The 12,424-nt window shown below is 38.6% G+C and carries 11 protein-coding genes and 1 pseudogene; 9 read left to right on the forward strand and 3 right to left on the reverse strand.

Annotated elements, in window-relative coordinates; genetic code table 11:
- The first annotated feature begins 173 nt into the window (after positions 1 to 173).
- The 4 genes from IGI47_RS03505 to IGI47_RS03520 all read left to right on the forward strand — a co-directional run bounded on the left by IGI47_RS03505 (position 174) and on the right by IGI47_RS03520 (position 4,943).
- Positions 174 to 920: a hypothetical protein gene (locus IGI47_RS03505; protein WP_438783342.1), complete on the forward strand. Its 747-nt coding sequence runs from the start codon at positions 174 to 176 to the stop codon at positions 918 to 920.
- A 25-nt stretch (positions 921 to 945) separates the two neighbouring features.
- Positions 946 to 2,121 (forward strand): tRNA epoxyqueuosine(34) reductase QueG, encoded by a 1,176-nt coding sequence (gene queG / locus IGI47_RS03510; RefSeq protein WP_311930263.1) that lies wholly within the window; start codon positions 946 to 948, stop codon positions 2,119 to 2,121.
- Between the two features lie 379 nt (positions 2,122 to 2,500).
- Entirely contained in the window at positions 2,501 to 3,118 is a 618-nt protein-coding gene (locus IGI47_RS03515) for a LysM peptidoglycan-binding domain-containing protein (RefSeq protein WP_311930264.1), read from the forward strand.
- A 187-nt stretch (positions 3,119 to 3,305) separates the two neighbouring features.
- Positions 3,306 to 4,943, forward strand: coding sequence for a phosphoenolpyruvate carboxykinase (ATP) (locus IGI47_RS03520; RefSeq protein ID WP_311930265.1), 1,638 nt, complete (start codon positions 3,306 to 3,308; stop codon positions 4,941 to 4,943).
- A 95-nt stretch (positions 4,944 to 5,038) separates the two neighbouring features.
- On the opposite strand, the gene IGI47_RS03525 is transcribed toward IGI47_RS03520, so the two are convergent.
- Complete coding sequence (locus IGI47_RS03525; protein ID WP_438783343.1) at positions 5,039 to 6,148, reverse strand: NAD(P)/FAD-dependent oxidoreductase; 1,110 nt, start codon at positions 6,146 to 6,148, stop codon at positions 5,039 to 5,041.
- Between the two features lie 181 nt (positions 6,149 to 6,329).
- On the reverse strand, positions 6,330 to 7,703 hold the full coding sequence (locus IGI47_RS03530) for an MFS transporter (RefSeq protein ID WP_438783344.1): 1,374 nt from the start codon (positions 7,701 to 7,703) through the stop codon (positions 6,330 to 6,332).
- A gap of 218 nt (positions 7,704 to 7,921) precedes the next feature.
- On the opposite strand from IGI47_RS03530, the pseudogene IGI47_RS03535 reads away from it, so the two are divergent.
- From IGI47_RS03535 to IGI47_RS03555, 5 genes and pseudogenes are all read left to right on the forward strand, one after another.
- Positions 7,922 to 8,553, forward strand: a pseudogene (locus IGI47_RS03535) (GyrI-like domain-containing protein).
- A gap of 84 nt (positions 8,554 to 8,637) precedes the next feature.
- Positions 8,638 to 9,093, forward strand: a complete 456-nt coding sequence (gene argR / locus IGI47_RS03540; RefSeq protein WP_081135640.1) for an arginine repressor — start codon at positions 8,638 to 8,640, stop codon at positions 9,091 to 9,093.
- A 16-nt stretch (positions 9,094 to 9,109) separates the two neighbouring features.
- Entirely contained in the window at positions 9,110 to 10,627 is a 1,518-nt protein-coding gene (locus IGI47_RS03545) for a phosphomannomutase/phosphoglucomutase (RefSeq protein ID WP_311930268.1), read from the forward strand.
- 22 nt (positions 10,628 to 10,649) lie between these two features.
- On the forward strand, positions 10,650 to 10,856 hold the full coding sequence (locus tag IGI47_RS03550) for a hypothetical protein (RefSeq protein WP_311930269.1): 207 nt from the start codon (positions 10,650 to 10,652) through the stop codon (positions 10,854 to 10,856).
- 77 nt (positions 10,857 to 10,933) lie between these two features.
- Positions 10,934 to 11,335, forward strand: a complete 402-nt coding sequence (locus IGI47_RS03555; protein ID WP_311930270.1) for an organic hydroperoxide resistance protein — start codon at positions 10,934 to 10,936, stop codon at positions 11,333 to 11,335.
- A gap of 63 nt (positions 11,336 to 11,398) precedes the next feature.
- Here IGI47_RS03555 and IGI47_RS03560 read toward each other — a convergent pair whose 3' ends face one another.
- Positions 11,399 to 12,229 carry a manganese catalase family protein gene (locus IGI47_RS03560; RefSeq protein ID WP_438783345.1) on the reverse strand — a complete coding sequence of 277 codons (831 nt, stop codon included), beginning with the start codon at positions 12,227 to 12,229 and terminating at the stop codon, positions 11,399 to 11,401.
- Between the last annotated feature and the right edge of the window lie 195 nt (positions 12,230 to 12,424).

Consider the following 12,424-nt stretch of genomic DNA (forward strand, 5'->3'; position numbering starts at 1 on the left):
GATGTATGGTGCGAGCTTACATTTGACTTGTTTTAAGAAGCTGAGACATACAAAAAATGTTTCAGCTTCTTTTTCACGAAAAAATGACTAAAAACTCTTTATTTTTACAGCTTACAGATACCCTTTTTAACGGATTTCCGTTATAGTTAGAGGTATGAAAGGAAGGTGGAGCTATGAATTTTACGCGTAAAGACAAGCATCAAATCAAAGAAGAAGTGATTAAGCTGATCGAACAGCATGAAAACTCTGAGAAGGATCAAGATCTACAATTTTTAGAATCCAAAATGGCTAAATTATTCATAGCAAATCCAAATGAAGCGGATAATGAAGAGCATTATCCTGCGAAGTGGCTTTTCGATGAATTTCAGTCATTAGATGAAACAACAGGAATCGGCTATTTCGTTTCGATCTCTTCTGGAGGTTTCGTACCAGGCGTCTTAGTCAAACAAAATAATGAAGTGACTATCAAGGCGTGGCCTGCATTGTTTTCAGTGATGGGAACAGAAGGTGTGATTGAGAAAATACAATCGGCTTATTACAAAAGTGCATTTATCGCAAATAGTAAATTGATGAATAGCTATTATAATCGACTAGTCCAAATTGCACGTCCAGGGAAAATCCCCCAAACGTTTACGTATACACAACAAAAATGTCTGTATGAAGAAACACTTTATTCGAGAGATCTATCCACTTTTTCTCAGGAAGAACAAGTTCGCTTCCATGAATTATTGCATACTAAGCCTGTTTCTCTCAATTTTTTTCAGGCATTAGATAACCAAAGAAAATGGATTTCTGTCAATTATTGGGAAATATTTGCCACGAGAAAACGCTGGATGGCTGAACGAAAAATTGCAGATCAGCAAATCCAATTTGTCCAACTAAAAAAAGACCGTTTATACTACGGATTATATAGTCGTTGACGGTCATGATAGATAGGTGGGGAAAATGACAAAAACATTAAAAGATGAAATCATAGAAGAGAGCAAGCGTCTTGGGATCGATAAAATCGGATTTACTACAGCTGAACCATTTGACCATTTAAAGGAATCACTAGAGTCACAGAAAGCAGCGGGACATACTTCTGGTTTTGAGCATCCAGTGATTGATGAACGTTTGTATATAGAAAAAACATTTGAATCTCCGCAGTCGATCATTTCGATTGCTTTAGCTTATCCTACAAAAATTCATGAAGAAGTACCCAAAGATGAAAAACGTGGGCAATTTGCACGTGCCTCATGGGGAGTCGATTATCATGATATCTTGCGTGATCGCTTAAATAAACTGATCGATTTCATCAAAACAAGAGCAGCTGTATGGCAACAAGAGGATGCTTGGCGATTTGCACCGCAAGTCGATACAGGAGAATTGATTGATGTAGCAGTGGCACAACGTGCCGGATTAGGATTTATTGGCAGAAATGGCTTGTTGATCACAGAAGAATACGGCTCATTTGTATATCTTGGTGAAGTTGTTACAAATATCCAATTTGAACCTGATGAGCCCGGTGTATTTGGCTGTGGCGACTGTACACGTTGTATCACGGCATGTCCTACGAAAGCATTATTAGGTGATGGACGGATGAATGCTCAAAGGTGCTTGTCGTATCAGACACAGACGAAAGGATTAATGCCTGAAGAATATCGGAAGAAAATGCGTAATGTCATTTATGGTTGTGATATTTGCCAACTCGTCTGTCCCTATAATAGAGGCAAAGATTTCCATTTCCATGACGAGATGGAACCAAAAGTTGATGAAGTTTATCCCAAATTGAAATCAATGCTCCAATTATCAAATAAGGAGTTCAACGCACAATTTGGTCATTTAGCCGGTTCGTGGCGTGGAAAAAAACCACTGCAAAGAAATGCCCTCATTGCTTTAGCCAATTTAGGCGATACTTCTGCTTTACCTGAGATCGAGAAATGCTTAACGGATGTTAGACCTGTGATCCGTGCAACGGCAGCTTGGGCAATTGGTCGCTTAGGGAGAAAAGAACCTAAAAAATGGATAGAAACTTTAGAAGTTGTCGATCAAAAAGAAGATAACGAGGAAGTTTCAATAGAAATAGCACAAGCAATCACAATGTTACAAAAGAAAAACAAAGAAAAACGACCAAATAGTTAAGAGGTTTCTTCCACAAATCATGATTTTTGTCCAGTAATTGTTGTAATAATTGCTGGATTTTTTGCATTTTTAGTAAAATTTTTAAAAAAATGAGAGTTATTTAAAGGAAAATGGAAAAAAATAAGCTTTAAAAATGAGCTTATATTACAAAATATAAGTTTTTCTAAACAAGTTAAGAAATAGTTAAAAAGCGTTTCCTTGCTTGATGTATAAGGCATTTGGGAGAGTTCTGTGTTTTTTTTACTTTGAGTTATGTTACAAATATTAAAAAATCGCCGATTTTGTCATTAAATGTCACACTTCTTTTACCTATGAAATATTTTTAGATGATAAAGTTAATGACGTTGATAAATACATGGGAAAAATAAAGGAGATAAATATGAACTCAATTAAAAAGATCGTTTTAGGTACAACTTTTGCTGCTGGTGCAACTGCTATGTTTGTAGGAACAACAAATGCGCATGCCGATGAAATCTATACAATCCAATCTGGTGATTCACTATCAAAGATTTCACAAAAATTTGCTGGTGACAATTCATTGATCAAAGCAATTGCTGAAAAAAATAATGTTGCAGACATTAACCGCATTTACGTTGGTGAAGAATTAACGATCCCAACTTCTAGCGATTCTTCAGCAAAAACTGAAGCAACACCAAAAGTAGAAGCTCCAGCGACAACTGAAACAGCAACGCAAGAACATACATACGTTGCACCAGTTGAAACAGTTGAAGTAGCACCTGCTGCTCCCGCTGCTGCAACAGCAACAACTCCAAGCAATACCAGTTCTGCAAAAGAATGGATTGCCAATAAAGAATCAGGCGGTTCTTATACAGCAACTAACGGCCGTTATATCGGACGTTACCAATTAGATGCATCATACTTGAATGGTGACTACTCTGCTGAAAACCAAGAACGTGTAGCTGACCAATACGTTACTTCACGTTATGGTTCATGGGATGCTGCACAAGCATTCTGGTTAGCAAACGGTTGGTACTAAGTCGAGTCTAGCAAATAATAATAAATAATCAGATGAACCAAGAAATCGTTACAGCGATTTCTTGTTTTTTTTTTGTAATAGAACACTGTTAGAACAACTAAAACAGGAAATGATTGGTAAGAAAGGAAGAAGTTAAGTTATAATCAAGAAAACGCTTTAATCTAAAAAATATAAACGAGGTGATAGGATGAGTACAAAATCATTTTTACAGGCAAAAGATATAGAGCCTGAGAATCCACTGCTATCAGGTATTCGCACCATAATCGAGACGGCGTTTTATGGAAACAATGTCGAGCAGATCCCCAACTTGCAGACCGCTTATCAGTTAGCAAAAGAAAGCCCAGGAACGATTATCACAGATTTACCAATCATGCATACTGAAGAATTTAAGTTACCACAAGATGCAAAAATACTGGTGTTCAATGATGGTAAGGTCGTAGGGCGAACAGCATCAGCAAGACGGGTTATTGGAGAACCGACAATTGATCAAAAGAAATATGAAGGTATTTTACGTGAAGCTGTTTATCAAAGTAGAAAGAGAGTATTTTATCATGGTGAAGTAATCGTTGGATTGGACAATGAGTTTTCAGTCAAGTCACACTTGCTGATTCCTGAAGGGTTCGAGAACAATCTCTATTCTTATCTGTTGAATTTTCAATTTGCTACGGATGAGATTGAAAAAGTCTATCAAAACTCCACTGTTTATGATGAAGGGGACCTTTATATTTTTTGTGATCCCTATTGGACAGACAGTGAGTATCCTGATGGCTTAGTATTGTTTGATCCTCATCATAACGTGGCAGCTGTCCTAGGGTTGCGCTATTTTGGGGAACTGAAGAAAGCTACCTTGACGCTAGCATGGGCGATGGCAAACAGAAATGGATTTGTTGCTTGCCATGGGGGAATGAAGCAATATGTTTTAGATGATAGAACTTATACGATGGCTGTTTTTGGCTTATCTGGCTCTGGAAAATCCACGATTACATTAGCGAAACATGCAGAAGATCTACCCGTAACGATCCTTCATGATGATGCGTTTATTATTTCTCGCGAAAAAGGTTCGACAACTGCGTTGGAACCCTCCTATTTTGATAAAACACAAGATTATTCTTCCGATGATCCTACCATCGCCTATTTTCTTACTTGTCAAAATGTTGGAGTGACAACGAATGAAATGCAAGAAAAAATAATCATCACACAAGATATTCGTAATGGAAATGGTCGGACAGTGAAATCTCGTTTTGTCACTCCCAATCGCGTAGACCATTTGGATGAACCGATAGACGCTGTTTTTTGGATCATGAAAGATGACTCTTTACCACCCGTTTTAAGAATCGATGATCCCACATTAGCTACCGCCTTTGGAGCGACATTAGCTACGAAACGTTCGAGTGCAGAAAATGTGACAAACGGTGACGCCAACCAACTGATTATAGAACCTTTTGCCAATCCCTTCCGTGCCTATCCTTTAGGCGAAGACTATCAGGCATTTCGAACGCTTTTTGAATCAGGGCGTACCAAATGCTATGTATTGAATACAGGAAATTATAATGGAAAAAAAGTAACACCTGCAATCACCTTAGGGAGTATCGAGAAAATTGTTCGCGAAACTGGGAAGTTTATTCCACTTGGCATGCTACCTAGAATTTCTTACTTGCCGATTGAAGGAATGGAAGTGCCTTTTGATGATAGAGCATATAGACAACTATTGCAGGAACGTTTACGGATACGCACACAATATATTCGCTCATTAAATGCCTATCATTCGTTGCCAAAAGAAGCAGCAGAAAGCATTGAAAATTTGATTGGCCAATTAGCAAAATAGCACTTGGATTTGATTTATTCAGTAGGATAGATAAGCTATAATAAAAAAGCGAGATACCCAGAAATAGTGTCATTATTTCTGGGTATCTCGCTTTTTTATTGATTGATCTTTATATAAGTATGGATTTCCTTTTGATAATCAGCCCCTTGCCAAGAGCCAGTATTCAGATACATAGCTAAAAGATAACCAATAAAGGGTCCTGTCGTTAATCCAGATGAGCCGAGACCGCTAGCAACAAGGAGTCCTGGATCATCTGGCAATGGACCAAAGAATGGAGCAAAGTCAGATGTATAAGCACGGGTGCCCACTTGGAGATGATGTGATTGAGCAAAAAGTTTTTGTGGTTCTTCCAAAAAAATAGCGGCATTTTCACTCAATTGTCGATAAGCCTCTTCAGTAGGGGACAAGTCCCAACCACCAGTATTTTCGTGGGTAGCGCCTAATAAAATTTTTCCATCAGTAAAGGGGATCAAATCCGCTTCTCCATCCAACATCGCGACAGGCCAATCCTGGCTCTGGGAAGAAGCTGTATCAAATACCACAAGTTGTCCTTTTTGAGGCCGAATATCTGTCTGATAACCTAAAGGAGCCAATAAGGCTTTTAATGCAGGTCCTGGTGATAAGATCACTCGGTCGAAGTTCTGTTTTCCTGACGCACTTTCAATCATCCAATTATCCTGAGCTCTCTTTAAGTGCGCTTTTTCATGGAGTTGTTTGATCCCTTTATGAGTAAGTCTTTTAGACAGTTCATTTAAAAACGTTTTTCCGTCAAGTTTTCCACCACCGCTGATATACAAAGCGGGCATTTGTTTCAATAGAGGAAGAAGTGCAGATGTTTCCTCAGGTTTCAGTAAACGAATCTTGCCGATTTCTGGTGCCTCTTTTTTTCTTTCTTTGGCCAAATCAGCTAGTTCAGCTAATTGTTCCGTTTTACGTAATAAGATGGTACCAGACTGCGCATAGATCGATTGACCAAGTGAAAAATCTTGAACTAATTTCGGGAAAAAAGCGGCACCGTCTTTTGCTAAATGGTACCATTTCTTGTTTCTTCTTTTGGAGAGCCAAGGAGAAATGATCCCGGCGCTAGCTTTTGTTGCTTGACCTACTCCATGATCGTAAAGTACGATTTCAAACTTTGTTGTATCAAGATAATTGGCTAAAGTCATTCCAATGATCCCACCACCGATAATGGCAATTTTTTCCATAAAGAAAGCCTCCTTTTTTCAGTCTCTATTTTCCCATAAACTCGTCGATCAAGAAAGTGTTGAGACAGTTCCTTCTTATTAGAAATAGTGTGTGTGCTTTATATTAAGACGACTGAAGTGTTGATTAGAGAAAAAGTACTCGTCTAGGTAAGAAACTGCTGGGAAATAGTTCACAGAGAAATCATGCTTTCTTTTTTGCTAAACTATACCGGATGAACTGGATAAAGCTGATTATCAGTAAGAAAAGCAATACGCCTAAAGCAACTTTTGATCCTAATGTAGTAGCATCTAGGTAGTTTAATGTTGTATGGTCTTGGATAAGATTGATAATAATCGCTACTAAAGAAGTTGCAACAGCTCCAGAAAATTGTTGTAAGGTGTTGAATACAGCATTCCCATCACTTTGCGCATCTGCCTGCAACGCATTCATCCCGGTAGTCATTATATTACTGTAAGATAAGCCGATACCCACCATATAGATCACATGGCAAAGAACCAAGAATAGCAGAGAAACATGTCCGATGAGAAGAACAAGTGCAGACCAACCGATAAGCGCAAGGAGCAACCCAGCTAGAATCGGTTTTTTTGGTCCGTACTGATCTAGTAATTTTCCAGAAAAAGGCGATAACAAAGCTCCTACAGCTGCTCCTGGAAGCATAGCGATGCCAGCGATGAATGGACTACTTCCCTGAACGATCTGTACAAAATTAGGTAGGACAAAGGAAATACCCAACAATAAGAACTGATAAATCAAAAAACTAAACAAAAATAAACGAAAGGTTTTATTGTGAAAAATAGTCAATTGGATCAAAGGGTATGCTGCTTTTTGAGTGCGTCGATAAAAAATGAAACAGCCAATGATAGCGATAACTAACGCAAGCCAACCCACCGTTGTGCCTAACATACTCAAGAAAGTCAAACTTCCACTAAAAAGGAGACATAAACCTAAGACGCTTGATAGGTCTAAACGGCCACTCTTTTTAACTGGAATAGTAGGGATAGCAACTAACCCAATGACTAATGAAAGCAGTAATACGGGAATAAGAAAAAGAAAAATGTGATTCCAAGTAAAATTCGAAGTTAAAATACCGCCGTAAGTCGGTCCGATTGCAGGAGCAATAGCGGTAGTCAAAGTCCCGACTCCCATCATTGCGCCACGTCGATTCATCGGAGCAAAAGTTAAAATAATATGGAACATCAAAGGTAATGCGATTCCTGTCGCCGCGCCTTGCAAAAGTCGACCAAGGAGTAAAATCAAAAAAGTTGGAGAAAAAAAGTCAACGATAATTCCAGCTAAAAACAGTAGATTGGACAGTAGAAAAAGACTGCGTATACTGAAATTTTTAGTAAGATAAGTCGACAGGGGGACGATGATCGAAATCATCAATAAATAGATAGTCGTAACCCATTGGACCTGTGCTGTAGTTAATTGAAATTGGTTGATCAAAGTTGGAAAGGTTACGTTCATTGCCGTTTCAATCAACACCCCGGCAAAGGACATCATACCTGTAGCAATCACCGCAGGTACTAATAGAATATGTTTTTGTTTTGTCATCGTGTTCACCTCAAAAAAATTTCGTAAAAAAAGAGAGTGATTTCTATTTAAAAAAAATAGAAATCGCCTCTCTCTCGACACGCCAGTGACGTGTTATCTGTACGATTTGTTTACATCGCATATTCTAGCATAGAATGAAAATTAGTGTCAACAACGTTAGCCAAGTCTGAGTAAAAGAGTTATGATAGTAGTGAATGGATAGATAACAGGAGGACGGAATGGAAAAAATCGACTGGAAAAAAGTGAGCTTGGTTATAGTATAAAGAAAAGACCACAGATCTTAGTATTACCTGAGCAGCATTTTTTTAGTATCAATGGGGTCGGTGACCCAAATGATGAAGATTTCCAGCGACGTGTTGCTTCTCTTTACGCATGGAGTTATGCTGTTCGAATGTCACCGAAGAAAGATTGGCTTATCCCAAACTATCAGCCTTATACGGTGTATCCGCTAGAAGGTCTATGGGGACTACAAGAGAAGTACCTCAACGAAAAAGTAATGCAAAAAAAACATTTTTCTTATCAATTAATGATCAAACAACCTGGTTTTGTAACCAAAGAAGTGGCACAGGAGGCTCTTGTCCGAAGTGCGCATAAACTACCGTTCGAGCTGATAGACCAATTGCAGTTTGTAACGATCGAAGAGAGATTGACTGCGCAAATAGTACACATCGGCCCATATGATGATGAACCCGCAACATTTAAAAAGTTAGCTGATTTTATTCAAAAAGAAGGCTATGAACAGACGTCTAAAGAGCATAAAGAAATCTATATGAGTGATCCACATAGAGAAAATCCAGAAAAAATGAAGACGATTTTGCGTGTGTTGATTGCTCCAAAATCGATTCGTTGATTCATAGAAAATAAAAGTAAAAAATACTAAAAAGAACAAAAAAATCAGTTTTTTTTGTTATAATAAAGACAAGAGGTGTCCAGTATGAAAAAAATCCAACGACAATCATTGATTCGCAGAATCATTACGGAACAACCAGTCAGTACCCAAGAAGAACTTCTAGCTAAATTACAAGAAGTTGGTGTTAAAGCAACTCAAGCGACGATTTCCCGCGATATTCGAGAAATGAAGCTGGTGAAATCCCATGATGAGAATAAGCAAGTGCGTTATGCATTATTTAGTCAACCATCTGAAACATTGAATGAAGAACGACTAAAATCAGCTGTCAAAAGAGAAGTGTTAAAAATTCAAATCGTACAATTTATGATTGTCGTGTTAACAGAAAAAGATGGCGCAGATGTCGTAACGAATTGGTTAGATGAAGCAGCCTACCCAGAAGTTGCTGCAACGATCGCTGGTGTAGACACATTTATTGTGATTTGCCGCTCTGAAGAAGATGCACAAGCATTTGCAGAAAAGTTAGAAAAAATGAGAGAATAAAGGAGGAAGATACGAAATGCCTTTTATGAAAGCGCTACAGAACGGTTCGGATATTCGAGGGATTGCTATTACAACAGAGGGATTTGATGCAAATCTAACAGCGAAAGAGATGGAAAAAATCAGTTGTGGATTTGTTACATGGCTAAAAAAAGCAAATGGACGAAAGTATCAAGATGGAAAGTTGACTGTCGGCATTGGGCGTGATAGCAGAATCAGTGGACCACTGTTAAAGGAAGCGTTGATTAAAGGACTAGTCGATCAGGGAGTCAATGTCATCGACTTTGATTTAGCCACTACTCCTGCCATGTTCATGGCAACTCAGTTCTCACAATTCCAGTGTGATGCGAGTGTCATGTTGACGGCAAGTCATTTACCTTTTTACTTCAATGGCATGAAATTTTTTACAATGCAAGGTGGAGCCGAAAAAGAAGATATCGCCTTCATATTGACAAAAACCACTGAAAAGAATAAAAATGGATATAAAGGATCGGTTCGTAAAGCAGATTTAGTAACTATCTATGCCAAAGATCTAGTCCAGAAAATCAGGAACGGTATCGGAACGACAAATGAAAAACCATTAGTCGGTTGGAAAATCATTGTGGATGCTGGGAATGGGTCAGGTGGTTTTTTCGCTGAACTTGTTCTTGAAGAATTGGGTGCGGATACGACTGGTTCGCAGTTCTTAGAGCCAGATGGTCATTTTCCAAATCATATCCCTAATCCTGATAATCAAGAAGCAATGGCCAGTATCAAAAAAGCAGTGCTGGCAAATAAAGCGGATCTAGGTGTGATCTTTGATACAGATGTGGATCGTTCAGCAGTAGTGAGCGGGAATGGTCAAGTGATCAATCGAAATAAATTAATTGCCTTATTAAGTATGATTGTCTTGAATGAGCATCCAGGAACGACGATAGTGACAAATTCTCCAACATCGACACATTTACAAGCATTTATCGAATCAAAAGGGGGAAAACAAGATCGCTATATCTCAGGCTATCGAAATGTTATCAACAGAGCGTTGGCATTAAATGAATCAGGTGTCGATGCACAGTTAGCCATTGAAACGAGTGGACATGCGGCGTTTAAAGAAAATTATTTTTTAGATGATGGTGCCTACGTGATCGCCAAAATATTGATGCTTTTCCCAAGATTAAAAGAGGAGCAGTTGACATTAGAAGCAATCATTCAAGGACTAAGGCAACCGGTTGAAGTGCAAGAAATTCGCTTAGGGTTGACTAGCGATCATCCACAACAAAGAGGAAAAGAAATCATTCAGCGCTTGTCCGATGCATTAGAAAAATATCCGGGAATGAAATTACAGCCAGAAAATCAAGAAGGCATTCGTTATGATTTAAAAGGAGTTTATGGCAACGGTTGGTTCTTACTTCGTCCAAGTCTCCATGAACCTCTATTAGTTTTACAAATTGAAAATGATATAAAGGGAAAAAATAGCACAGCGTTACAAGTGCTCTCGCGAGAATTAGCAACATTTCCAGATGTTGAGCCACTGATATTAGCGGAGGATGAAGGGTAAAAAGTGAGGGGAAGGGATAAAAATGGTTATGAATATGATCATCTTTTTAACAGTGTTGGTCTACGGGGTGAATTTTTTGGTTTTTATGTATCTTAAAATCAATCATATCAAGGATTATGTAGAAAAAATTGCCATTTATTTTGGAACAAATATGACATTGCTGCTTACAAGTGGCATCTTTCTATTCTTTGGAAAATTGGTGGAAGATGGTATTTTATTTTTCGAATAACAAGCAGAATCTTTGTATAAACTCCTGAATATACTTACACTAGTAATATGAAGTGAACTAGCGAAAGGAGTAGTACAATGAAAAAATTATACGAAACAGCGATGATCAATCACGGTGGGCGAGAAGGGGAAGTTGAAGCACCGAATGGTTCCATGCACATGAAAGTCACTCCCCCAGGCATCCACGCGGATGGAACCAACCCAGAACAATTATTTGCAGCAGGATATGCTTCTTGCTTTAACGGTGCGTTACAGCATATGATCAAAGAAGCGAACCTAACTGTTGATTCTACTGTCAAGGCACGTGTATCTCTTTATACCCTTGACGAAGGCGGATATAAAATCGGTGTGGTACTAGAAGTCCATGTAGAGGATGTCAGTGAAGAAGAAGCAAGGAAATTAGCAGAGCAAGCGCACGACTATTGTCCTTACTCCAAGGCAACCAAAGGCAATATCGATGTAGAAGTTACGGTCGTTTGATCATAAATAAACAAAAGAAAAGCGCCTCTAGCAATCGGTTTCTGATTGCTAGAGGCGTTCTTTTTACTTTTTAGCTGGAGGGGTGCCATACATTTTCGGTGTGACACGTTTTAGCTTAGGCTTAGCTCCTTCGATCTTTGGTTCGTCCAACCATTGATATTCGCCTTCACCATCTAATGCTTTACCACTAGCCCAAGGACCTTTACTGCTTTCATTACCTTCGGAAAAATTATAAAAGTCATAGGCGATATCTTTACGTTCATTTTCACGATTGAAGGTACTTGGAACAAGAATCGAACCTTCATTTTCTTCTAATTCTTTTACTGCGCTAGCCCATAGATTTTGGTGATAGCTGTCTCGTGCAAGTAACACAGAGAGTAAATCTTTTACGCCGCGGTCATCAATCATTTCATAGAGGCGTGCGACTTGCAAGCGTCCTTGTGATTCCGCATTGAGATTGGCACGGAAATCAGCAAGTAAATTGCCACTTGCGATAATATAACTACCGCTCCAAGGGTTACCAACACTGTCTGCTGGACGTGGACCTAAGCCAGCAACGATTGCCTGTTGCGGATTCATTCCTGAAATAATCGCACCAATCGTTGGATCTTTTTTCATTGCTTCTTCTTGATCTTCCACAGGTGCATCTTCTAATAGACGTGCGACCATCGTAGCCAACATTTCCACATGGCCAAGTTCTTCGGTAGCAATATCCATCAGCATATCTTTGTATTTTTCTTCTCCTCGGCAGCTCCATCCTTGGAAAAGGTATTGCATTGCCACGCTCATTTCTCCATACTGTCCACCGATAAGTTCTTGTAAATATTTCGCGATCAACGGATTGGGACGATCTATTTTTGCTTCAAACTGCAATTCTTTTTGGTGTCTGAACATCAAAATTCCTCCTAATCTTTTTTTGATACTTCTCTATTGTGATACGAATGGAGAAAAATTTCAAAGAAAACGATTGCTAAATCATTTTTGTAGTATAAAACACGTTATCTGAAAATAAAAAAGTTATTTTTCTTTTTTATAAATAATTTTGAGGGTGAAATGATCGGTAAAAGCAAGAATAAATTGAGGATTATG

The organism is Enterococcus sp. AZ191 (assembly GCF_051713845.1).
GTDB classification, from domain to species: domain Bacteria; phylum Bacillota; class Bacilli; order Lactobacillales; family Enterococcaceae; genus Enterococcus_B; species Enterococcus_B durans.

Excerpts from the sequence above, each read along its gene's own strand:
- IGI47_RS03505 (WP_438783342.1), top strand. The coding sequence starts at position 174 with ATGAATTTTACGCGTAAAGACAAGCATCAAATCAAAGAAGAAGTGATT.
- queG (WP_311930263.1), top strand. The coding sequence starts at position 946 with ATGACAAAAACATTAAAAGATGAAATCATAGAAGAGAGCAAGCGTCTT.
- IGI47_RS03515 (WP_311930264.1), top strand. The coding sequence starts at position 2,501 with ATGAACTCAATTAAAAAGATCGTTTTAGGTACAACTTTTGCTGCTGGT.
- IGI47_RS03520 (WP_311930265.1), top strand. The coding sequence starts at position 3,306 with ATGAGTACAAAATCATTTTTACAGGCAAAAGATATAGAGCCTGAGAAT.
- IGI47_RS03525 (WP_438783343.1), bottom strand. The coding sequence starts at position 6,148 with ATGGAAAAAATTGCCATTATCGGTGGTGGGATCATTGGAATGACTTTA.
- IGI47_RS03530 (WP_438783344.1), bottom strand. The coding sequence starts at position 7,703 with ATGACAAAACAAAAACATATTCTATTAGTACCTGCGGTGATTGCTACA.
- argR (WP_081135640.1), top strand. The coding sequence starts at position 8,638 with ATGAAAAAAATCCAACGACAATCATTGATTCGCAGAATCATTACGGAA.
- IGI47_RS03545 (WP_311930268.1), top strand. The coding sequence starts at position 9,110 with ATGCCTTTTATGAAAGCGCTACAGAACGGTTCGGATATTCGAGGGATT.
- IGI47_RS03550 (WP_311930269.1), top strand. The coding sequence starts at position 10,650 with ATGGTTATGAATATGATCATCTTTTTAACAGTGTTGGTCTACGGGGTG.
- IGI47_RS03555 (WP_311930270.1), top strand. The coding sequence starts at position 10,934 with ATGAAAAAATTATACGAAACAGCGATGATCAATCACGGTGGGCGAGAA.
- IGI47_RS03560 (WP_438783345.1), bottom strand. The coding sequence starts at position 12,229 with ATGTTCAGACACCAAAAAGAATTGCAGTTTGAAGCAAAAATAGATCGT.